This is a genomic window from Bacillus sp. AR8-1, from assembly GCF_008042345.1.
Classification (GTDB): Bacteria; Bacillota; Bacilli; order Bacillales; family Bacillaceae_G; genus Bacillus_A; species Bacillus_A cereus.
The window spans coordinates 94,618-114,205 of sequence record NZ_QNUB01000001.1; the positions used below are offsets into that span (position 1 = coordinate 94,618).

The window sequence follows — 19,588 nt, forward strand, 5'->3', positions numbered from 1 at the left end:
TGAAATCGCAAAATATATGAACTAAAAAACCGATCTTTTCGATTTAGGAAAGACCGGTTTTCATTATTTTATAAAGTAAGTTTTCCTCCATGATAGCAATAATACTGTGCTGCTTTAAGACTTTTAATCCTATTTAAAGACTGTTCCGCCCTTTCTATATCTAAACAAAAATTCGGATTAGCTATAACTAATTCTCGATTCTCTTGAACCGCTGCATCTCCTGTAATTACACAGTCTAAATTCGGAAAATATAATGAAATATGCCCCGAGGTATGTCCTGGCGTTGCCACTACTTGACATTCATTATTCAAAATCATTTGACCATCATGTACTTTTTCATCGACGGAAATATGTTTTATATTTTTTAACTGTTGTATAAACCATTTGCCAAATTCTTTTTCTTCATTTGGCATACGTTCTAACATTTCTTCAGCTTGAACTAACCTCTCTGATTTTATATCACCATTAATATAGTTAGATTCAATTTCACTAGCAATAACATTAATATTTGGATATTTCACTTTGAAATCATATAAAGATCCTATATGATCGTCATCATAATGGGTAATAATTATATTCTTTAAGTTTTTCATCTCATATCCATGTTTTAATATTGCATTTTCAATTAAAGGTAAAAAACTTGGATATCCTGTATCAACTAACGTTAATTCATTATGTAATATAATTAAACTTGGATAAATACATTGTTTTTGCCCGTTAAATTCGAATTCAATTGGTAGTTCTATTATTTTCATTTTTCTTCCCCCATACCGCTTATAAAATGCATAATAATAACTAAATCACCCACATACATCTTACAATATATATACTATGTAACGGAACACTGTGAATCGTTGCATAATCCACATTATATTATTTTGAACAGGTATTCCCCTATTTTTATGGAAATATATAATTAAGAAAAACAATAAAATTGATTAATCTCTCACTTCTTTGTCCATCCTTTTAAAAAATCTATGTTTTTGTAAAAGGAGTGTTTATATGGAGAAACAGACACTTTGGAAAAAGTTCAAAAAAAGCTCTGTAAACCTCGGTAAATCCAGCGTATATGAAAGTATTATTTTATTCTACACAATGAAAAAGAAAGAATTACCTACTAAAGCGAAATTCATAATATTAGCCGCTTTATCTTATTACGTATTAACAATCGATTTCATTCCAGATATAGCTGCTATTATTGGGATTGGCTTATTAGATGATGTTTTAGCAATCGCTGTAGCGCATAAATACGTTATGAGACACGCAGATGCTGAAATTCGAGAGAAGAGCAAAGTAAAGATGGAGTCATTATTTACTTCAGCACAAGCATAATTAAACTATCTAGTCATTTCCCATGAGAGCATTGCAGAATAAATTCCTAAACAGTAAAAGAATTTCTCTTAGTCCTCAAACCGTAAACAAATAGGGTGTCAGCACTTATTCCTAAGTTCTGGCACCCTTTTATTTGTTCTTATTTCTATCTGTTATACAGTTGCATGTGTCCCCTTATACAAAACTGCTATTGCCGCGACTATAAGGATCACACCCATAAAAGCAGGTGCAGCATGACCAAGCGATACATAGATTTGCCCTCCAATAATAGGACCAATCATTCTTGCTAAAGCTTGAATAGATTGGCTTCCACCTTGAATCCTTCCTTGTTCACTAGAACTAACAGACTTTGAAAGCATCCCGTTGAATGAAGGTCCGAAAATTGAATCCCCAAAACCATACATCAGCATCCCAACGATAAGTAGTGGATAGAGTGAAAACAAAGCTGATGCCGCAATAAAACTGTATCCTATAATCTCCGAAACCATCCCAAGAATTGCTATTTGTTTATCACTAAGCTTGATCAAAAGCTTTGGCATGATAAAACTTTGTGAAACAATGTCTTGAAAGCCCAAAATTGAAAACATAAGTCCGATTAATGCAGGTTTCCAACTGAAAGTATCCATTGTAAATTGCGTGAAAATTGCTTGTAAAGATCCGTTAGGTATCCAAAGTAAAAACGCTGAGACAAGTAACCATTTTAAATTTTTCATGGAAAGTATGTTTGCTAGCTGTGCAAAAGGATTTAACCTTACAAAAGTAATCTCTTTCAACCTATTATTTTTGTCAAGACTCTCAGGCATATATTTGATCCCATATACAACATTTATTAACGTTATGATTGCACCAAAATACATAGGTATAGTATCACCAAACTTGGCAAGTACCCCCCCAATGGTTGGGCCAATGATAGTTCCCGCACCTACAACTGCACTCACCCATCCAAAGTATTTCGTTCTCTGCTCTTTTGGAATAATGTCTGCAAAATATGCGAAGATAGTACTTATGCTCCCGCCTGTTATTCCTTCTATTATGCGTCCAGCAAATAATACCCATAAAGCTCCTCCTATGCCAAAAACCAAGTACCCAATTGCAGAACCAAATAAGCATATTAAAAGGAATGGACGACGGCCATACTTATCGCTTAAAACCCCGAGTGCTGGAGCAGCTAAAAACACGCAGGCCGCATATACGGAAGTTAGTAGTGTAACAACTAATGCTTGTTCTTCCGGATTACTTGTATATGGCTGTACTAAGAATGGGACTACAGGCATGATGATACTGAAACCTATACCACAAAGAAATACAGAAATAAGTCCGAATAGTAACGCATGTTTATCTATGTTTTTTTCAGTTTTCCTTTCATTTTGTGATCTAAATATAGACATTTAACTTCTCTCCTTAAAACTTTTTGTTGCTTCGTCAACAAAATGATAACTCTGTTTTGTTGATTAGTCAACAAAAAAACATGATAAAAAAGCAGCCTATTCTCATTAAAGTAAGGCTGCCATTTCATTATTAAAATGTATTACGATTTAATATGTATACCTTGTTTCTTTATTTCTGCATCCAAATGTCTACTATACTTTTCCACAAAGCTAATTATACTGTCGAATTCTTCTTCAGTTACTTGCTCAAATACAGCTTTATCCCGCTCTTGAAACTCTTTGTGCAGATTTTCATGGATTTTATAAATTTCTTTCCCTTGTTCGGTAAGCTTAAAATAAATTTCTTTCTTATTTTCTGACTTTTGGTAACTTTCAACAAGGCCTTTTTGTATGAGCTTCTTAGTCATTCTACTTATAGCACCGCGAGTCACATAAAAAGCCTCTGCGAGTTGTGTCACGTTAGAATCTGCATTGTTTTCAATATATTCAATGCAGTGAACTTCAGAAGACTTAAAACCTTTAAGACCTTCTTCCATCTTATCTTTATTAAGCCAAACCAGCTTATTATATAATTCCCTGAAACCGTTCATGACCTGTTCTTCTTTATTCATGACCTGCCCTCCTCACCGCTCATTAGCACATTAAAACTATTATATTAAATTTCTGCTTATGTTTCGACAATATTGAAATAATTATTGTAACATTCAAGATATGTGTAAAAATTGACGCTTAAATAAAACCATTCATTAAACAGTAAATTTATTGCTACTTACAGTAAACGGTAGACAAAAAGTAAGAGCTAAGATTATTTCTCTTAGCTCTTCTTTCATAAAACTATTTCACTTCATTAGCGACAAAAAAGTGCTCACATACACTTGATATACGCTGTAAGTCTACGTTCCCACCAGATATAACCGCTACTACTTTTTTTCCTTTTATATAGCTATCAACTTTTCCTGCAAGAAGTGCAGCAGTTGCTAATGCACCTGCACCTTCTACAACAGCTTTCCCACGTTGTAATAAATCTTTCATCGCTACTTCCAGTTCTTTTTCTGATACAGTTACAATATCATCTACTAATTCTTTTACAATTTCAAATGTTAATTCCCCTGGTATTTTAACAGCGCAACCATCTGCAATAGTAGGCGCCTCATAATGTTCTACAATTGCTCCTTTATCGTAAGATGCCTTCATTCCATGAACATTATCTGCTTGGACACCAATTATATTAATCGATGGATTAAAAGATTTTAATGCTACAGAAATACCAGAAATAATTCCGCCTCCACCTATTGGTACAATGACAGTATCTACATCCCACATATCATCAAGAATATCTAATCCAATTGTACCTTGACCAGCCATTACCTCTACATCATCATATGGATGTAAGTATGTCTCACCTGTTTCCCTTATAATTTCTTCACATTTTGCCTTTGCATCATCAAAGGTTTCACCATGTAAAATCACTTCAGATCCATATCCTCTAGTTGCTTCAACTTTCGCCTGCGGTGCTGAAATTGGCATAACAATTTTACTCTTAATACCGAGTAAATGAGCAGATAATGCAACTCCTTGTGCATGATTACCTGCTGAACATGCAATTACACCTTTTTCTTTTTCTTGATCCGTGAGCCGCGACATTTTATTAAATGCGCCACGGAATTTAAAAGAACCCGTTAATTGCATATTTTCTAATTTCAAATGAATTTCTCCGCCCGTTTTACTAGTCAAGTAAAAAGATTTTACTAATGGCGTTTTACGAGCATTTCTATCTAGAATCTTGTGAGCTTTTTTAATATCGTCTATATGTAATGGTAGTTTTCTAGTTATCATACTTACACCTCTTCCAATGTTCTATTCCTAAGTTTTCGTAAGTCGTAGCTCCTTTATACGAAAAGAAAAAGTCTTTATATATGTACCCCACTCTGAAATAAACACATTTGCAAACAATTTAACATCCTCTTCATATGACGTTCTTTATAATGATTCAGGCATGCAATTTGGATCCAGTTATTCTTTTGTAAATACGCTGATTCATAATGGACAATATATCCTTGTAAAGCTAACGCATCACCTACCGTTTTAGAAGACTGACCTTCGCTTAATTGAATCGTAAATATAATTTTCGCGGCATGTTCTTTAGGTGAAACAAGTTTTAATCCTATACTAGTAATAGCTTCTTCCATATAATCATATGTCTCTTTAATTTTCACATATACTTTTTCATCTTCAAATCTCTTCAGTGCTTCTTGCAAAGCATAAATTAAATTCCATGAATGAGAATATGGAATGCTTTCATTTTCTTCATACATACCAATGTCCATATAGGCCGGCACAGCCTCGTTTATTTTTACAATGTGGTTATGAAAAACGAAAGAAATTCCTGTATATGATTTAATCGCTTTACCGCTAACACCACTTGCAAAATACACATCCTTTAAGTCTAATGGTATTGCTCCAATTGAGCTTATGCAATCTACACATAGTTTTATTTGATTCTCATTACAAAGAGTGTTTAGCTCGTTTAAATCGTTTAACATTCCAGTAGATGTTTCATGATGAACAAACCAAAGCCATTCATAATTTCCAGTTGTCATGATTTCTTCTAATTCGATATAAATAAATGGATCTCCCATTTCCTTTTTATAAGTATCAAAATGTAACTGTGCTCGTTTTGCATGTCCAACTAATCTATTACCAAATTCCCCATTTGTTAATACTAGTCCTTTCCCTTTTAAAGAACGTAACTGTAAAGCGATCGCATCATTTGCTAACGTCCCTGTTCCTAACATAAGCTGTACATGTTTTGCTTTTGTCATGTAAAGTAACCGTTTTTTCACATTGTCCATCATCACTTGAAATGACTTAGAGCGATGCGAAATAGGCCGCGTAGAAAATGCCTTTCGAACGTTCTCTTCAATATCTACTGGACCAGGTAAAAACGTATATTCTTTCGTCATAATCCCCCCAACGCTCGATTCTTCAAACATAGCAGGGGTAACATACATTGGCTGGAAGGCTGCTTCTTCTGTACCAACTAACGTATGGAAAGATTTGAATCCCATTTGCTCATATAAAGCTAGTTCACGTGTTGTTGCAGAAATGAGTGCTAATTCATATCCATTTAGAAGCAAATAACGATGTAGAAAACGGATTAATCCTAACAACGCTCTTCCATTCCTATATTCACGTTCTACTGAAAGTAAACGAATTTCATACACTTTTTCTCCATGCTCTTGCAAATAAACATCTAAATTTGAAATTTTATAATCTAACGAGAATGGTCGTTTTCCCCGCACCGCGACCATACCTACTAATCTATCCTCATCTAAACAAATTAAATATGTATTTTCTTCATGAAACCGATCTATACGAAACCGGTCTTTCGTTTCTTCATGTTGCGGAATCTCTTCTACAAAAGTTTTATAATTTAATTTATGTATACTTTCAAATTCCCAATCTTGATCAGCAACTTTATAAATTAACCCCATGCCTTATCTCCTTTATCTATTTAATAAAAAATGATAAGTGGAGATTATCCCCACTTATTAAACATTTATTTTATTCTCGATTTACATATAGAATAAGTACAATAATCATTCCACTTAAAATAGTCGTAACAACAGAATAAGAATAAAGAATCATACAAATTGGTAAACAAGCAATCGTAATTAGTCCTGGCTTCGTAAATCCTTTGAATATTAAATAAAATACAATAAAAATGCCTATGAGGGTAAGCGCTATCAAATAATCAAATGCGATTAATCCTCCAATAAATGTTGAAATACCTTTACCGCCCTTACCTTTAAATAAAACTGGGTAAATATGTCCAATAATAACGGCCAATAATGTTAACATTATGAATGTAGGATCTTCAAAAAGATATTTTGCAACAGTAACAACGATTGCCCCTTTAATCGCATCCCCTAAAAATGTAGCGATGAAATACCCTTTTCCATATACGCGCCCCATATTTCTTGCGCCAGGATTTCCGCTTCCTTCATCCCTAATATCAACGTTATGTCTCAATTTTGTTACTATATAAGCGGTCAATATGTTTCCAATTAAATAAGAAGCCACCAAATATAAAAACTGCATACTATTAATCATGTAATCATTCACTTTCTAAATGGGAATACATATACAATATTCAATTACTACGTATATTGTACGTTTTTAACATACATCCCTTTATACATTTTAACATCATATTTTTACAAATCATACAAAAATTCTCATGCGCTAATTTTAAAAATATATATCCCTCATTAAATGGTATGTTCCTTTCACTGCTGATTGTGATTGTGATATAAATGTACCTTCTCCTATACTTTTCTCGCAGCATTTCTTAAATTCATCATATATTTCAGGAACGCAACGCAATATACTCCCACTTACTGCAATTGGCGTTGAGTGCTTAAAGTTCAACTTGTTATAAACATTTACTGTAATCCTTGCTAATTCCTTTCCAGCTTGCATTATAATTTCATGCGCATCATCATTGCCACTTCTCGCTTCCTGAATAACTAATGGTGCGATTGCTGCAATTTTATCTTTAGAAGAAGTATATACTAAGCTTTTTATATGAGACGGTGTCAAAAGTTGAAACTGCCTTTGAATATTCAAACTCAATGGACAAAGGCTGATTCCTTGATCGAATTGAATTGTCATTTTCTTTAAAGCTTGTAATGCAATCCAATATCCGCTCCCTTCATCTCCTAAAATATGTCCCCATCCACCGCTATACTGATATACTTCTCCTTTCTTTCCTATACAAATTGCACCTGTACCACCTATAGTTAATATTCCATCCTTACCTTTTAAAGCAGCTGCATGCGCGATCATTGCATCATTAAAAATTTCAATTTTTGTTCCGTATTTCTTTTTTAAACGTAATGTTAATTCATTTGTATTCGCTCCGCTTATACCAGCTAATCCTAAACAAATACAAACGCAATGCTCATTTATTAAATTCTTCTGGCATTGATTAATTGCTTCCATAATATGCAAAAGCGCCTGATCAAAATCTATTAATACATTTCCAAATCTGCTCGTACCTCTTACAACTTCATTTCCATTTTGATCAAATGCAATTGCCTCTGTCTTCGTTCCCCCGCCATCTACTCCAATCATATACTTCATATGTTCGCCTCATTTTCATTTACATATTGGAGGGAATGTTACATTCCCTAAAACCACGGAATTCTTAGCACCTGTTGCGCTCGGCACATTACTCGGATTACGATGATACGTTTCGTTTGCTAAAATAGCAAATGCAATCGCTTCTTTCGCTGCTGAAGAATGACCAATATCCTCTTGTATACATATACTACATTTCTCTTCTCTTAATCCATTCCGTATCATTTCAACAAGTGTATTATTATAACTTCCACCACCACCTAAAATCACCTCATCAATGTCATAATACGGTAAAATACACTCCTTATAATGATGAACAATTGAACATGCTGTAAACATCGTGACAGTTGCCAATATATTTTCTTTACTATGCTTTTTAAATCGATTCAATAATCCAGTCACAAACGCTTCTCCAAACTGTTCTCTACCTGTTGATTTTGGTGGTTTCATGTTCAAAAATGGATGGTTCATACAGTATGTTAAAATTTCATTTACAACTACCCCCTCCTTTGCAATCCAACCATTTTGATCATATGGTACATGAAATAATCTTTGACATACTTCATCGATTACCATGTTGCCTGGTCCAGTATCGAAAGCAATAACACTCTCTTTACTTCGTTTACTTGGAACAACTGTAACATTACCAATCCCGCCAATATTTTGTAGTAGTCTATTTTTAGTTTGATGCCGATATAAAATAACCTCTGAATATGGTACAAGTGGTGCACCTTGTCCCCCTGCCGCCATGTCCATCGTTCGGAAATTCGAGATAACCGTCGTGTTCGTTTCATATGCTATTACTGCTGGTTCCCCAATTTGCAATGTTGAAGAAATAATATTCCCTTCTTGCTTTGGCTGATGATAAATCGTTTGTCCGTGAGAGCCTATTAAATCTAATTGTCTCAAAGGAAAATTGGCCTCTTTACAAACTTCCTTTACAGCATTGGCGAAGCATAAACCAAGTTTAAAATTTAAACTACATATAAGTTGGACATTCGAAGTTTCAATTGATAACGCTTGTTGGATCTCATTTTTCATATCATTACAAAATGGAACAGTAGTAAAATGGATGAGTTCGATTTTAGAATCTACACCACTTCCTTCTATATGAACGAGTGCTACATCTATTCCATCTAATGAAGTACCAGACATTACCCCTGCAATATACATAACGTGCATGACCTCCTATTTACTAAAAAACAATCATGTAAGTAACGAACGTACAACCAATCGAAAACAATATAAATCTAAAAAACAACTGAGCTTTCGATGCAAACGATCCATCAATGAAAGAAACAACTACCGTAAGCAAAACGCTTGCCGCAATACTTGTAACGAGCCATATACTATGCATTTGTGATAGATTTAGCATGCCTAATAAAGGGACAAAAAGTAAATTTGCACAAATCACTCCAAATAATAATAAAAATACGCCTTTATAACTAAATTTTATATTCATTCTATTTCCCCCTTTCTAGTTTTAATGTGAAAGAAGTGATAGACAAAAAGTCTATCACTCAAAATAACAGCGTGCAGATTAAGGATTAACAGATTCCCCGTCACCATTCTTTTCAATTTCAAGCATATTTTTGTCGTACATTTTAAAGAATGGTAAATAAATAAGGAACGATATTGCTATATTTATAAAAACTAATACAATCGCACGCCAATCTCCACCTGTTGCTAAATATGCACCAATTGGAGCAGGTAATGTCCATGGCGGCATAATATGCGTTGGTGTTACAAATCCCATCGCAGTTGCTGAATATGCAACAGTTGCTGTTACAAGTGGTGTAATGATAAATGGGATAATTAAAATTGGATTTAGTACAATCGGTAATCCGAATATGACTGGTTCATTAATATTAAAAATCCCTGGAACAATACAAGTTCTTGATAATGCTTTCGAATATTTCGATCGACCAAATATAATCATAGCTAATACAAGCCCTAACGTCGCACCAGAACCGCCAATCCATATAAACCATTGATATAACGGCTCTGGTGAAATAAATGGCAACTGATCTGCTCCACTAGCAACTGCTTCACCATTTTTCCCTAGGTATACTTCCCATAATGGCCGAGCAACAGTTCCAACAACCGACACACCATGGATTCCGAATGACCAAAAAAACGTAATTAAAAACACTGGAATCATTACACCGAAGTAACTATCCCCAGCTTTTACTAATGGTGCTGCTAATTTATCAACAACATGGTGTAAATCAATGCTAAAAACGACAGTTACTAGACTCATTATAATAATAACGAATGCTGCAGGTATAAGTGCTTCAAATGAACGCGATACAGATGGCGGTACTTGTTCTGGCATTTTAATCATTACATTTTTCTTCTTACAAAATCTTAAAATCTCTACGGATAAAATAGAAACAATCATCGTCACAAATAATCCATGACCTCCGAGATTTGTCATCGGAAGCATGAATCCTTTTTTATCAATTAACTCAGGCGTTAATGTTAAAAGTAGTGAACATACCGCGAGCTGTGCTCCTGATAAAGCATCTAATTTATAACTTTTCGCTAAATTATATCCTATTCCAAATGCGATATATAAGGACATAATAAACATGGTTAAACGATATGGTATCAATATACTTGTTTGATTCTTTAATGCCCAAACTGATATGAAACTATCTTTCGGCAGTGGTGGAAATGCTACTATTAAAAAGAAGCTTCCTACTATAATAAATGGTAACGCCGAAATAACTCCATCACGGATTGCTTGTAAATGTCTCTGCTCAGAAAGCCTTGCCATCGGTCCAGATAAGTTTTTATCAAGAAACGTGACAAACTTATTCATAACGTTTCCCCCTAACTTATTAATTCATTTACAGTTTTTAATAAAGTCGGGCCACCAAGCGGTGTGTATGCTTGCGGCGGTATGATGCCACACGGAATAGATTCCTCCTCTGCAAATTTTTTTACAGAGTCAAATCGGTGTCTTATTTGAGGTGCCACCATTACGACATCCCAGCCATTCTTTACTTCTTCCTCTACCTCATTCGTTCCAATTGCATGCACTTCCATGTTCACACCATTTTTCTCCGCTTCTTTTTTTAAAGCGTTTACAACAATTGCACTGGACATTCCTCCAGAACAGACGAACAAAACTTTCATTTATTAATCCTCCTATACTTATAATTTATTACCCTTCAAATGAAAGGAAGTTTCACTTTACTAACAAGCATATGAAGTAGTAAATGAATTTAGTTATAATGAAAGTAAATTTCATTAAAAATATTTTTCCTATTAAATTAATGTTTCAATATGCATTTTTCTCTATTGCAAAGTCAACCTCGCCTCATATATTATTTTAAATAATCATATGATAGGGAGGCGTATAAATGATCGTTAAACGTTTATTAATGATATGTTGTATCGTCATCTTGTTCATCCCTTTCTCTTTCATTCCCCCTCACTTTACTTATGCTGAAGTAAATACTACGTACAAAAAACATGAATTACGTGCTGTATGGATTGCATCTGTTCTGAATATTGATTGGCCCTCAAAAACTGGCTTACCCATTGAAAAACAGAAACAAGAATTTATAAGATTATTAGACGATGTAAAAAGCACTGGTATGAATGCAGTTGTTGTACAAATTAAACCAACCGCTGATGCTTTCTATCCTTCAAATTACGGTCCTTGGTCTGAATACATTACAGGAACACAAGGAAAAGATCCTGGTTATGACCCGCTCGCATTTATGATTGAAGAAACTCATAAAAGAAATATAGAATTCCACGCTTGGATTAACCCATACCGAATAACGATGAATCACACCGATATAAATCGATTATCAAATAATCACCCTGCAAGGCAACATCCCGATTGGGTTGTCACTTATGGCGGAAAGTTATATTACAATCCCGGTATTCCGGAAGTGAAAAAATTTATAACAGAAGGCGCTTTAGAAATCGTACAAAATTACGATATTGATGCGCTGCATATGGATGATTATTTTTACCCATATAAAGTAGCCGGTGAAGAATTTCCAGATCAGAAAACATACGAAACATATAATAATGGTAGATTTACAAATATAGAAGATTGGCGACGTAATAATGTAAATGAACTTGTAAAAGATTTAAATACTGCTATAAAACAAGAAAAATCATATGTAAAGTTTGGCATTAGTCCGTTCGGCGTATGGCGAAATATAGCTGACGATCCCACTGGCTCTAACACAACCGCAGGCCAAAGAAACTATGATGACCTTTATGCTGACACACGTGAGTGGATACAAAAAGGATATATTGACTACATTACACCGCAAATATATTGGAATATAGGTTTCACCCCAGCTGCATATGACATATTAGTAGATTGGTGGGTTAAAGAAACAAATAACAAACCGCTTCACCTATACATCGGTCAAGCGGCCTATAAAATTAATAATAACTCCGTCCCTGCTTGGTCTGATCCAGAAGAATATCCAAAACAAATTGCATTAAACCGGCTATATCCTGATATAAAAGGTAGTATGCATTTTAGCTTAAAAGATATTAATAACAATCCACTCGGAGTTAAAGATAGACTTTCAAAAAACATATATAAACATCCTGCATTAATCCCGCCTATGCCTTGGCTTGATCATGATCCACCAAAACAACCAACTTTAAAAGGTGCCATTCCAAGAAATGAAGGTATTGCAATCGGTATCATTGACAATAGAGATAATGATTCTGCTTATTACGCTATTTACCGCGTGAATGGGAAAAATGAAGTGGATATACAAAACCCCAAAAATTTACTTACTACTGTAAGAAAAACAAAACTTGGAGAAATTTATGTAGATAAAACCGCTATTTCTGGAGAAACGTATACGTATGTCGTAACTGCAGTTGATCGATTGCATAATGAAAGTGTGGCTTCTAGTCATACTACCGTTAGAGCAAAATAAAACCTCATAAAAAAAGCGCCTTAAAGCTGTGTTATTTAGCTTTTAAGGCGCTTTTTGTTATTTATTCTTAAACTTCTCAGTCGCTGCTCTCATCTTCACATTTAAATCGTGATCAATCGAGTCGCGAATATCTCGCTCTACTACTTCCATTTCTTTTTTGAAATTTTCCAAGTAGATCTTCAGTTCTTCTTCCTTCTCTGGTCTTTGTGAAGGTGGTAATTGTACTACCAACGATAACATGGCCGTTAAATCTTTCATTAAGAATGTTTCAAGTTTATGTTGTTGTTCAAACATGCGTTGCTCTTGATAGTACGGAAGTGCATTTAATACTGAAATTGTAATATCATCAACCGTTCTTTGTAATGAAGGATTTATTGAGCATTTATACGCTTGAATTGTATTTAATGCGTCTGGATAACGGTCATAAAAATACAATTTGTAAAATGATAAGTCTGTCGGTTTTACAGTTTGCTGCGTTTCTTGTCTTAAGAAATCTTTCACTTTCATCGCAGCCACATCAATATCTTCATTCGTAAGCTTTTTCGTAGTTTTTGCCATTACATGCACTTTTTTCTGCTTTTCTTTCGGTAACATCGAGAAGACTTGCTCTCTCGTACGTTGACCTGATGCACAAAATAGAGTATTTAATGTATTTTGTTCTTTCTTTCCTTCGGTGCGAATCCAGCGATAAAACAGTGGATGTTGTGTAAATTCTTGTAGAAACGGTATTGATTTGTTTGATATCTTATCTAGAGAATCTTGCGCTCTTTTATATGGCTTCGTCCATGAAAAATACAGTTTCCGCCCGAAGTATACGACTAAAACAACGACAGTAAATGCTATTAAAAGCAATGTACCAAGTAGTAATAGTACTGTTTGAATGAAACTCATTTGTTCACCTCCTCTAATAATCAGTTATTTCCTTGGACGCTGAATGAGTTTCTGCTTCATCTCATCATTAAATGTGTCTAGTTCAATAACGAACTTCTTGCTTGACTCAATAATACGTTCTGACGATTTTTCAGATGCTTCAATTGCAGCGAACACATTTTGGAATGATTCACGTAATTTATCCATGCTAATAGCAGGGTTTTCAAGCAATTTCGTCGTTTCTTCTGTATTTTGTTTTAACGCTTGAGAATTACTTAATACCATCGATTCAATTGCTTCATTCGTCGCATTTACTGCATCAATTGTTTTACGTTGATTCGTTAATGCAAGCTGAATAGCAGCTGAAACTGTTACAACGTTTTGCGTCATCGTAATCGCATTACGTATTGCCTCTGTTAATTTTTCATTATTTTTCTTAATGATGTCTACAGAAGCTATAGATTGTAATAATACACTTTTCGCTTGCTGCATATTACGTGTACGTACAAGTATCTTTTCTAATGCATCGTTAATTAACGGAATATCCCTTTGACGCTCTGGGTTTTGTTTCTCAGCTTCAAGCATGCCAGCAAGCTTTTTCCCTAAGTATACTTGTTTATCAAGAGCATGAATTTTATCGTGCGATTGTTCTTTTAACATTTCAAGACCAACTGTATCCTCTTGTAAGTTATCACGACCAATTAGAAGGGATCTAATAATTTCCTCAATTTGCTTATCTATAGATTGATATTTATGCACGTATGTTTCAAGTGGATTTTTCTTAAATACTTTAAACATAATTTTCTTCATACCACTTGCTTTTAATGAATTCGGATCAAGCTCTGATACTACTTTGCGTAATTCTAACAATGTATTTGGAATTTCTTCATTCTTTCCATTCATCATCGCTGTGACAGGACGTTTTAATGCTGATAACGTTTGTCCTGCTGCTTGTTGTTCTTTATCCCCCAAATCTCCTAGCTGCGACAATACTTTCGATAAATCTGTATTTTGCTCGCTATTTAACTTTTGTACATAAAGATCGGCTTCTTTATTTAATTCATCAAGTTCTTCATCTTTTATAACTGTATCAACTACTACTTCTACATTATTATCTTTCACAATTGATACGGGTTCTTTTTTCTCGAGTTCAGTCAACAAAATCGCTCCTTTATTTATATGTGCGAATTTATGTGCACTATATTTCATCTAATATATTGTATTTCATTTGCAAACAGCCTATATGAAATCAATTTTCAAGAAATACCTGCTTATGCAGTCATTCCCTGTTTCTTACTATAAGTATACCTGTAAACAACATAATTTTCCTCAGACTTAAGACCTAGAGACCGACATGCTGAAGGCGGATTCTTCGTATGTTACGTATATAAATTACGTCCTTCCCATACTACTGCACGCAATCTTTTGACATACACCCTTTTTCAATGTGATAATTATATTACACTCAATCCTATTTCTTCTTACGCGCTACAAATGCACCCTTTTGAAATGCCAATAATACTGTTTCAAACATTTCATCTTCTTCAATCATTTTTATAAACTCAACTAATTCACTCGCATGAGAAGTAGCATTATCGACAACAAGAAGACCTTGTGGTTGTAAAATGCGTTTTATATGTTCAAGCCACCACATGTATTGCGTACGCTCTGAATCTAGGAAAATAAAATCAAATGAATCATCTAGTTGTGAATCTAAAAATGCCCCTGCTTCTTGATTGTGAACATCAATCCTTTGTAAAAGGTTTGCCTTTTCAAAATTGACAAGTGCCTCTCCAACTCGTTCTGAAGAAAGCTCTACAGTTGTTACATTTCCATTTGTTTCTTCTACCGCATTAGCTAACCACAATGTAGAATAACCATTAGAAGTTCCGATTTCTAAAATGTTTTTTGCATTACACCCTTTTACTAAAATTGATAAAAATTGCCCCATCTCACGAGAAATATTCCGTAATTTTTCTTCCCGTATTTTTTTATTCCGATCATGCTCTTCTCCATATTGTTCAAGTTGAAGTAATAATGAATCTAACGTATCCATTCTTTTCATCGCCTTTCCAAGCAATATGATGAAAAAGCTCTTGCTGCCCGTCTACTTTTATTATATGCGAAACGAAATCCTTTTTCCCGTTATATGACAAAGATTTATAATTTTTTATAGCATATTGTTTCGTTTTTTGGTAAAGTTAATTTCTACGTGCAATTATTCCATTCATATTATTTCATATTAAAATTGCAGTTATTAAATTATATAAACCCCATTTAAATGAATCGGTATTTCAAATTCAATTAAGCGCCCTTTTCGGACGCATTTTCTTTGTTTATATATTTCCAGAAGAAAGGATGCTTACAAATGAACGTGATTAGCTTAGATGCTGCTCGAAAACGAAAGCAGCATAAAAAATTAATGATTACTATACCGATTATTACACGTATTTATGAAGAAGACGGGGAAATTAAATTTGAGGTAGCTGGCGAAAAAGATGTACCTCTTGAAATGTTAGAAAAATAATAAAAAAACGCATTTCTAAAGAAATGCGCTTTTTTATATTTTTACATTTAAATGCATAAGTTTTTCAGGATTAACCATCATATAAATATTTGAAATCTTCTCATCCTCAAATGCAAACGAAAGAACATACGTTACTTTATTATTTATTGTAACTATAACTCCTGGTATACCATTTACCATTTTAAAATCAACAGTGTACTCTTCTGTCAATCGTTGTGCAATCCCAAAGAACAAGCGAATAATTCGATCTGCAGAATAAATCGGATTGATCGCAGTTGTAACTTTACCGCCACCATCAGCTTTGAATATAGCATCTGTTTTTAATACTTCCAACATACCTTCCGTATCCCCACACTGTAATGATGCTACAAACTTTTCAACATAAGAAGCCATTTTCTCCGTGCTTAATTTTGATTGCTTCGGTTTCTCCAACATGCTTTTTCGTGCACGTTGAAAGATTTTTCTACAGTTCACACTACTCTTATCAACAATTGAAGCTATTTCTTCGTATTCATAACTGAAAACCTCTCTTAATATGAAAACAATCCTTTCTACCTCAGATAGTTGTTGTAAAAGTAATAAATATGCGGTGGAAAGGGATTCTTTCATTATAAATGACTTTGATGGCTCATCACTCTCGTCTACAAGTGGCTCTGGTAACCACATCCCTACATACACGTTACGTTTATGCGCTGCCGATCGTAATTTATCAATTGAACGATTTGTCGCCATCTTACATAAATATGCTTTCATATTTTCTATAGATTGAGGATCTTCTATATTATTTAGCGAGATAAATACATCCTGAACGATATCCTCAGCATCCATAACACTCCCAAGGATTCTGTATGCTAACGAAAATAATAATGGTTGATACGCTTCATATAACTGCTCCGTTTCCATGATGAACTGCCTCACTTTCATATTGCTTTAAAATGTGTAACGCTGCTCGTTTCCCGCTTGCTACCGCAGCATCAGCTAATATTTCATCATGCCCTGCCCAATCTCCTGCAACATAAACACCTGGCATTTCAGGTATATTAGGACCCGGCTTTTCAACACGGTCAATATGAGGAAAATCATGTACTACTGTTATTTTCGGTAAATATTGCTGTGCAACAACTTCTCTTTTCCAATTTGGATGTAACAACTCCATCGTACTTTCCAACTGTTCTTTATCTTCATGAATATGATTCATCTCTAGCATAGGATTATGGTACTTAATTAGACTCACTGCAATTGATCCATCTTCACTTAATTTAGCTGCTCTCGATTGATTTGTGAAAAATATAGGTTGATCTAATCCTAATACAAATTGATGTGTAGGATTGGGTAATTGTCTCAAGCCAATATCTAATGCAGCAACAGTAACCGGTACCGATTGTTCATTCCATCTATGCAAACTTGTTCCTTCTGCACCTTTTATTATTTTACAAGCCTCTTTTGGCGGAGTCGTCACGATGACTGTATCTACTGCAAAAACCTCATCATCAACACAATGTATTCTTTGTTTATCTTCATAATGCTCTATTTCCAAAACATGCTTTTTAGCCAAAAATTTTACCCCGACATCATTCGCTAAATCTCTTAATTTTGTTATTATCGTCTCCCAACCACCATCTACATAAAGCACTCCTTCTTTTATAGAAAGCTGTATTTGCTTTAGTACAGATGATGCTAATTGTATTGTAGGAGCAAACGTATATGTTGTTGTCCGGCATAGCGCATAAAATATATTACGAACCATTGGATCTTTTATTTCATTTTCTGCCCATGTAGTTAGACTCATTTTCGGAACTTCTCCTACATCTAAATTTCCTAAACGAATCATAAGACGTGAGAATTGTACTTTTGCAGACCACGAAAGTAGTGGTGTTGATAAAATTGAGCGAAAATCTGTTGGGATGGTGAATATATCCCCTTTCCATATTCCATGTGCTTTTGTAGATGGTATTCCACCTGGAAGATTCAAACCGAGCTCATTAAAAGTTATAAACGCTGCCCCGCCTCTATATAAAGCATGTGCACCAAGATTCATGCAGATTCCATTTTTATTTATAGTCATCCCTCGGCCACCGAATTGACTGGATTTTTCTAATACAATCACTTTCTTTCCAGCTTTCGCTAAATATATAGATGCTGTTAATCCAGCAAGCCCACCGCCAACAATTGCTACATCAAATGTATTCATAATAAAATCCCTCCTTATCGTTCTACATACAAGACGAACGATTAAGGAGGGATGTGACATGAAAATAAATTTTTATTACCCTACTTTATTTCATTACTTTTTAATTCGGTCATATTGCATACGAAATAACTCAATTGCAAATGGAATATCCTCTTCACTCTTTATATAATAACTGATCCATCCTGATTCAGGTAATACGTGATGTGGTTTTACCAATCCTTGCTTCACTAATTCATCTCGCTTTAACTTCGGAAATGGTAAATCAGCTAATTTATCACCATGAAGATGGCCAAGTTCTTTCTTACCATAATTTATTTCAATACCACCAAATCGATGCGGTTTTTCAGAAACACCCGCCCAGCTGAGTACTTCATTTCTAATCATTTCACTAAATGACATGAACATTCACTCCTTATAAATGATTGATGTACTTTTAAATTAACATTTTCATTACTTTTTTCCATCAATCCAAAGTATGAATGGGAATACGAATATAGTTTAATCTTTATACTTTATTCTTTATGGAATAAGTGAATTTATTAAGCTACCGACAACAGCACAAAACAAAGACTAGACACATATCCTAATTTTGTAACCTAACTTACCTATAGAAAGGCGGGTAATACAATTGACTGCCAACATCGACTATACCTCCCCCTCAACCAATTTTACTTATGATGTAAATAAAAGTAATTTTTTTCGGAAAGATGCCCAAAATTATATAAATGTACTTGGTATTAAACAATTAAACACTTTAGAAAATACTTCTTTATTAGATATTTATTTAAGTACAGGAAATGTTGTAGAACCACATATTCATCAAAATGCAGCTGAACTTGTTTATTGTATTTCAGGGTCTGCTGTTGTTTCTTTACTTAATCCATTTACGAATCAAATATTAAACTTACCGATAAAACCGGGGCAAGTTGCCAACATTCCACAAGCGTGGTGGCATTATGAAATTGCTACAGCTGATAATACTCATTTATTAGCTATTTTCAATGCCCCAGCGCCAGAAGTTATTTTCGGTTCTGATATTTTAAGATTAACTCCGGCTCATATGATGGCCCATACTTACTGCCTCAATGAACAACAATGGAAACAAGCGGTTTCTCCTATTCAATCAACTACTGTTATTGGCCCTCCGGCAAACTGCAATCAAAACCGTGGAATGAAAAATTACCCAACCCAGCCCCTCCCTCAACAACAT

The 19,588-nt window shown here is 34.3% G+C and carries 21 protein-coding genes; 4 read left to right on the forward strand and 17 right to left on the reverse strand.

All coding sequences use genetic code 11. From position 1 onward, the window contains the following. Positions 1-68: 68 nt before the first annotated feature. The gene (locus tag DN400_RS00370; RefSeq protein ID WP_098205689.1) at positions 69-755 is read right to left on the reverse strand and encodes an MBL fold metallo-hydrolase; all 687 of its coding nucleotides are present in this window, start codon (positions 753-755) and stop codon (positions 69-71) included. Positions 756-1,002: 247 nt separating this feature from the next. Between DN400_RS00370 and DN400_RS00375 the strand changes: the two genes are divergently transcribed. Continuing rightward, entirely contained in the window at positions 1,003-1,332 is a 330-nt protein-coding gene (locus tag DN400_RS00375; protein ID WP_000415089.1) for a YkvA family protein, read from the forward strand. 152 nt (positions 1,333-1,484) lie between these two features. Here the strand turns inward: DN400_RS00375 and DN400_RS00380 are convergent, their stop codons facing one another. The 10 genes from DN400_RS00380 to DN400_RS00425 form a co-directional block, all read right to left on the reverse strand. Next, positions 1,485-2,720: an MFS transporter gene (locus DN400_RS00380; protein ID WP_098562695.1), complete on the reverse strand. Its 1,236-nt coding sequence runs from the start codon at positions 2,718-2,720 to the stop codon at positions 1,485-1,487. A gap of 140 nt (positions 2,721-2,860) precedes the next feature. Further along, a complete protein-coding gene (locus tag DN400_RS00385; RefSeq protein WP_001030901.1) occupies positions 2,861-3,331 on the reverse strand; it encodes a MarR family transcriptional regulator in 471 nt (156 codons plus the stop codon). 223 nt (positions 3,332-3,554) lie between these two features. After that, positions 3,555-4,556 carry a bifunctional threonine ammonia-lyase/L-serine ammonia-lyase TdcB gene (gene tdcB, locus DN400_RS00390; RefSeq protein ID WP_061661061.1) on the reverse strand — a complete coding sequence of 334 codons (1,002 nt, stop codon included), beginning with the start codon at positions 4,554-4,556 and terminating at the stop codon, positions 3,555-3,557. Between the two features lie 74 nt (positions 4,557-4,630). Continuing rightward, positions 4,631-6,214, reverse strand: coding sequence for an aminotransferase class V-fold PLP-dependent enzyme (locus DN400_RS00395; RefSeq protein WP_065228825.1), 1,584 nt, complete (start codon positions 6,212-6,214; stop codon positions 4,631-4,633). 70 nt (positions 6,215-6,284) lie between these two features. Next, complete coding sequence (gene plsY / locus DN400_RS00400) at positions 6,285-6,833, reverse strand: glycerol-3-phosphate 1-O-acyltransferase PlsY (protein ID WP_033692366.1); 549 nt, start codon at positions 6,831-6,833, stop codon at positions 6,285-6,287. Between the two features lie 138 nt (positions 6,834-6,971). After that, positions 6,972-7,865: a BadF/BadG/BcrA/BcrD ATPase family protein gene (locus DN400_RS00405; protein ID WP_065228824.1), complete on the reverse strand. Its 894-nt coding sequence runs from the start codon at positions 7,863-7,865 to the stop codon at positions 6,972-6,974. 15 nt (positions 7,866-7,880) lie between these two features. Next, positions 7,881-9,035, reverse strand: a complete 1,155-nt coding sequence (gene anmK, locus DN400_RS00410; protein ID WP_065228823.1) for an anhydro-N-acetylmuramic acid kinase AnmK — start codon at positions 9,033-9,035, stop codon at positions 7,881-7,883. Positions 9,036-9,057: 22 nt separating this feature from the next. Then, positions 9,058-9,324: a hypothetical protein gene (locus DN400_RS00415; RefSeq protein ID WP_001021963.1), complete on the reverse strand. Its 267-nt coding sequence runs from the start codon at positions 9,322-9,324 to the stop codon at positions 9,058-9,060. Between the two features lie 78 nt (positions 9,325-9,402). After that, the gene (locus DN400_RS00420; protein WP_001032277.1) at positions 9,403-10,686 is read right to left on the reverse strand and encodes a PTS sugar transporter subunit IIC; all 1,284 of its coding nucleotides are present in this window, start codon (positions 10,684-10,686) and stop codon (positions 9,403-9,405) included. 11 nt (positions 10,687-10,697) lie between these two features. Then, positions 10,698-11,003 carry a PTS sugar transporter subunit IIB gene (locus DN400_RS00425; RefSeq protein WP_000865907.1) on the reverse strand — a complete coding sequence of 102 codons (306 nt, stop codon included), beginning with the start codon at positions 11,001-11,003 and terminating at the stop codon, positions 10,698-10,700. Positions 11,004-11,230: 227 nt separating this feature from the next. On the opposite strand from DN400_RS00425, the gene DN400_RS00430 reads away from it, so the two are divergent. Continuing rightward, positions 11,231-12,790, forward strand: coding sequence for a glycoside hydrolase family 10-like protein (locus tag DN400_RS00430; RefSeq protein WP_147801472.1), 1,560 nt, complete (start codon positions 11,231-11,233; stop codon positions 12,788-12,790). Positions 12,791-12,847: 57 nt separating this feature from the next. Here DN400_RS00430 and DN400_RS00435 read toward each other — a convergent pair whose 3' ends face one another. From DN400_RS00435 to DN400_RS00445, 3 genes are all read right to left on the reverse strand, one after another. Beyond that, positions 12,848-13,681 (reverse strand): DUF3974 domain-containing protein, encoded by an 834-nt coding sequence (locus DN400_RS00435; RefSeq protein WP_147801473.1) that lies wholly within the window; start codon positions 13,679-13,681, stop codon positions 12,848-12,850. Between the two features lie 24 nt (positions 13,682-13,705). After that, entirely contained in the window at positions 13,706-14,818 is a 1,113-nt protein-coding gene (locus DN400_RS00440) for a toxic anion resistance protein (protein WP_000137402.1), read from the reverse strand. A gap of 313 nt (positions 14,819-15,131) precedes the next feature. Continuing rightward, a complete protein-coding gene (locus tag DN400_RS00445; protein ID WP_063549302.1) occupies positions 15,132-15,725 on the reverse strand; it encodes an O-methyltransferase in 594 nt (197 codons plus the stop codon). A gap of 303 nt (positions 15,726-16,028) precedes the next feature. On the opposite strand from DN400_RS00445, the gene DN400_RS29295 reads away from it, so the two are divergent. Beyond that, positions 16,029-16,187, forward strand: coding sequence for a hypothetical protein (locus DN400_RS29295; protein ID WP_001100984.1), 159 nt, complete (start codon positions 16,029-16,031; stop codon positions 16,185-16,187). A 33-nt stretch (positions 16,188-16,220) separates the two neighbouring features. Here DN400_RS29295 and DN400_RS00450 read toward each other — a convergent pair whose 3' ends face one another. The 3 genes from DN400_RS00450 to DN400_RS00460 all read right to left on the reverse strand — a co-directional run bounded on the left by DN400_RS00450 (position 16,221) and on the right by DN400_RS00460 (position 18,777). Further along, positions 16,221-17,090, reverse strand: a complete 870-nt coding sequence (locus tag DN400_RS00450) for a sigma-70 family RNA polymerase sigma factor (protein ID WP_000447147.1) — start codon at positions 17,088-17,090, stop codon at positions 16,221-16,223. After that, a complete protein-coding gene (locus DN400_RS00455; protein ID WP_097914550.1) occupies positions 17,068-18,378 on the reverse strand; it encodes a phytoene desaturase family protein in 1,311 nt (436 codons plus the stop codon). Before DN400_RS00455 ends, DN400_RS00450 begins: the two co-directional genes overlap by 23 nt. A 93-nt stretch (positions 18,379-18,471) precedes the next feature. Further along, complete coding sequence (locus tag DN400_RS00460; RefSeq protein ID WP_000010317.1) at positions 18,472-18,777, reverse strand: luciferase domain-containing protein; 306 nt, start codon at positions 18,775-18,777, stop codon at positions 18,472-18,474. 229 nt (positions 18,778-19,006) lie between these two features. Here DN400_RS00460 and DN400_RS00465 point away from each other — a divergent pair. Beyond that, the coding region (locus tag DN400_RS00465) for a cupin domain-containing protein (protein ID WP_098683867.1) at positions 19,007-19,588 on the forward strand (582 nt) is incomplete at its 3' end.

Coding starts and splice junctions, on each gene's coding strand:
- DN400_RS00370 (WP_098205689.1), bottom strand. CDS start 755: ATGAAAATAATAGAACTACCAATTGAATTCGAATTTAACGGGCAAAAA.
- DN400_RS00375 (WP_000415089.1), top strand. CDS start 1,003: ATGGAGAAACAGACACTTTGGAAAAAGTTCAAAAAAAGCTCTGTAAAC.
- DN400_RS00380 (WP_098562695.1), bottom strand. CDS start 2,720: ATGTCTATATTTAGATCACAAAATGAAAGGAAAACTGAAAAAAACATA.
- DN400_RS00385 (WP_001030901.1), bottom strand. CDS start 3,331: ATGAATAAAGAAGAACAGGTCATGAACGGTTTCAGGGAATTATATAAT.
- tdcB (WP_061661061.1), bottom strand. CDS start 4,556: ATGATAACTAGAAAACTACCATTACATATAGACGATATTAAAAAAGCT.
- DN400_RS00395 (WP_065228825.1), bottom strand. CDS start 6,214: ATGGGGTTAATTTATAAAGTTGCTGATCAAGATTGGGAATTTGAAAGT.
- plsY (WP_033692366.1), bottom strand. CDS start 6,833: ATGATTAATAGTATGCAGTTTTTATATTTGGTGGCTTCTTATTTAATT.
- DN400_RS00405 (WP_065228824.1), bottom strand. CDS start 7,865: ATGAAGTATATGATTGGAGTAGATGGCGGGGGAACGAAGACAGAGGCA.
- anmK (WP_065228823.1), bottom strand. CDS start 9,035: ATGTATATTGCAGGGGTAATGTCTGGTACTTCATTAGATGGAATAGAT.
- DN400_RS00415 (WP_001021963.1), bottom strand. CDS start 9,324: ATGAATATAAAATTTAGTTATAAAGGCGTATTTTTATTATTATTTGGA.
- DN400_RS00420 (WP_001032277.1), bottom strand. CDS start 10,686: ATGAATAAGTTTGTCACGTTTCTTGATAAAAACTTATCTGGACCGATG.
- DN400_RS00425 (WP_000865907.1), bottom strand. CDS start 11,003: ATGAAAGTTTTGTTCGTCTGTTCTGGAGGAATGTCCAGTGCAATTGTT.
- DN400_RS00430 (WP_147801472.1), top strand. CDS start 11,231: ATGATCGTTAAACGTTTATTAATGATATGTTGTATCGTCATCTTGTTC.
- DN400_RS00435 (WP_147801473.1), bottom strand. CDS start 13,681: ATGAGTTTCATTCAAACAGTACTATTACTACTTGGTACATTGCTTTTA.
- DN400_RS00445 (WP_063549302.1), bottom strand. CDS start 15,725: ATGAAAAGAATGGATACGTTAGATTCATTATTACTTCAACTTGAACAA.
- DN400_RS29295 (WP_001100984.1), top strand. CDS start 16,029: ATGAACGTGATTAGCTTAGATGCTGCTCGAAAACGAAAGCAGCATAAA.
- DN400_RS00450 (WP_000447147.1), bottom strand. CDS start 17,090: ATGGAAACGGAGCAGTTATATGAAGCGTATCAACCATTATTATTTTCG.
- DN400_RS00455 (WP_097914550.1), bottom strand. CDS start 18,378: ATGAATACATTTGATGTAGCAATTGTTGGCGGTGGGCTTGCTGGATTA.
- DN400_RS00460 (WP_000010317.1), bottom strand. CDS start 18,777: ATGTCATTTAGTGAAATGATTAGAAATGAAGTACTCAGCTGGGCGGGT.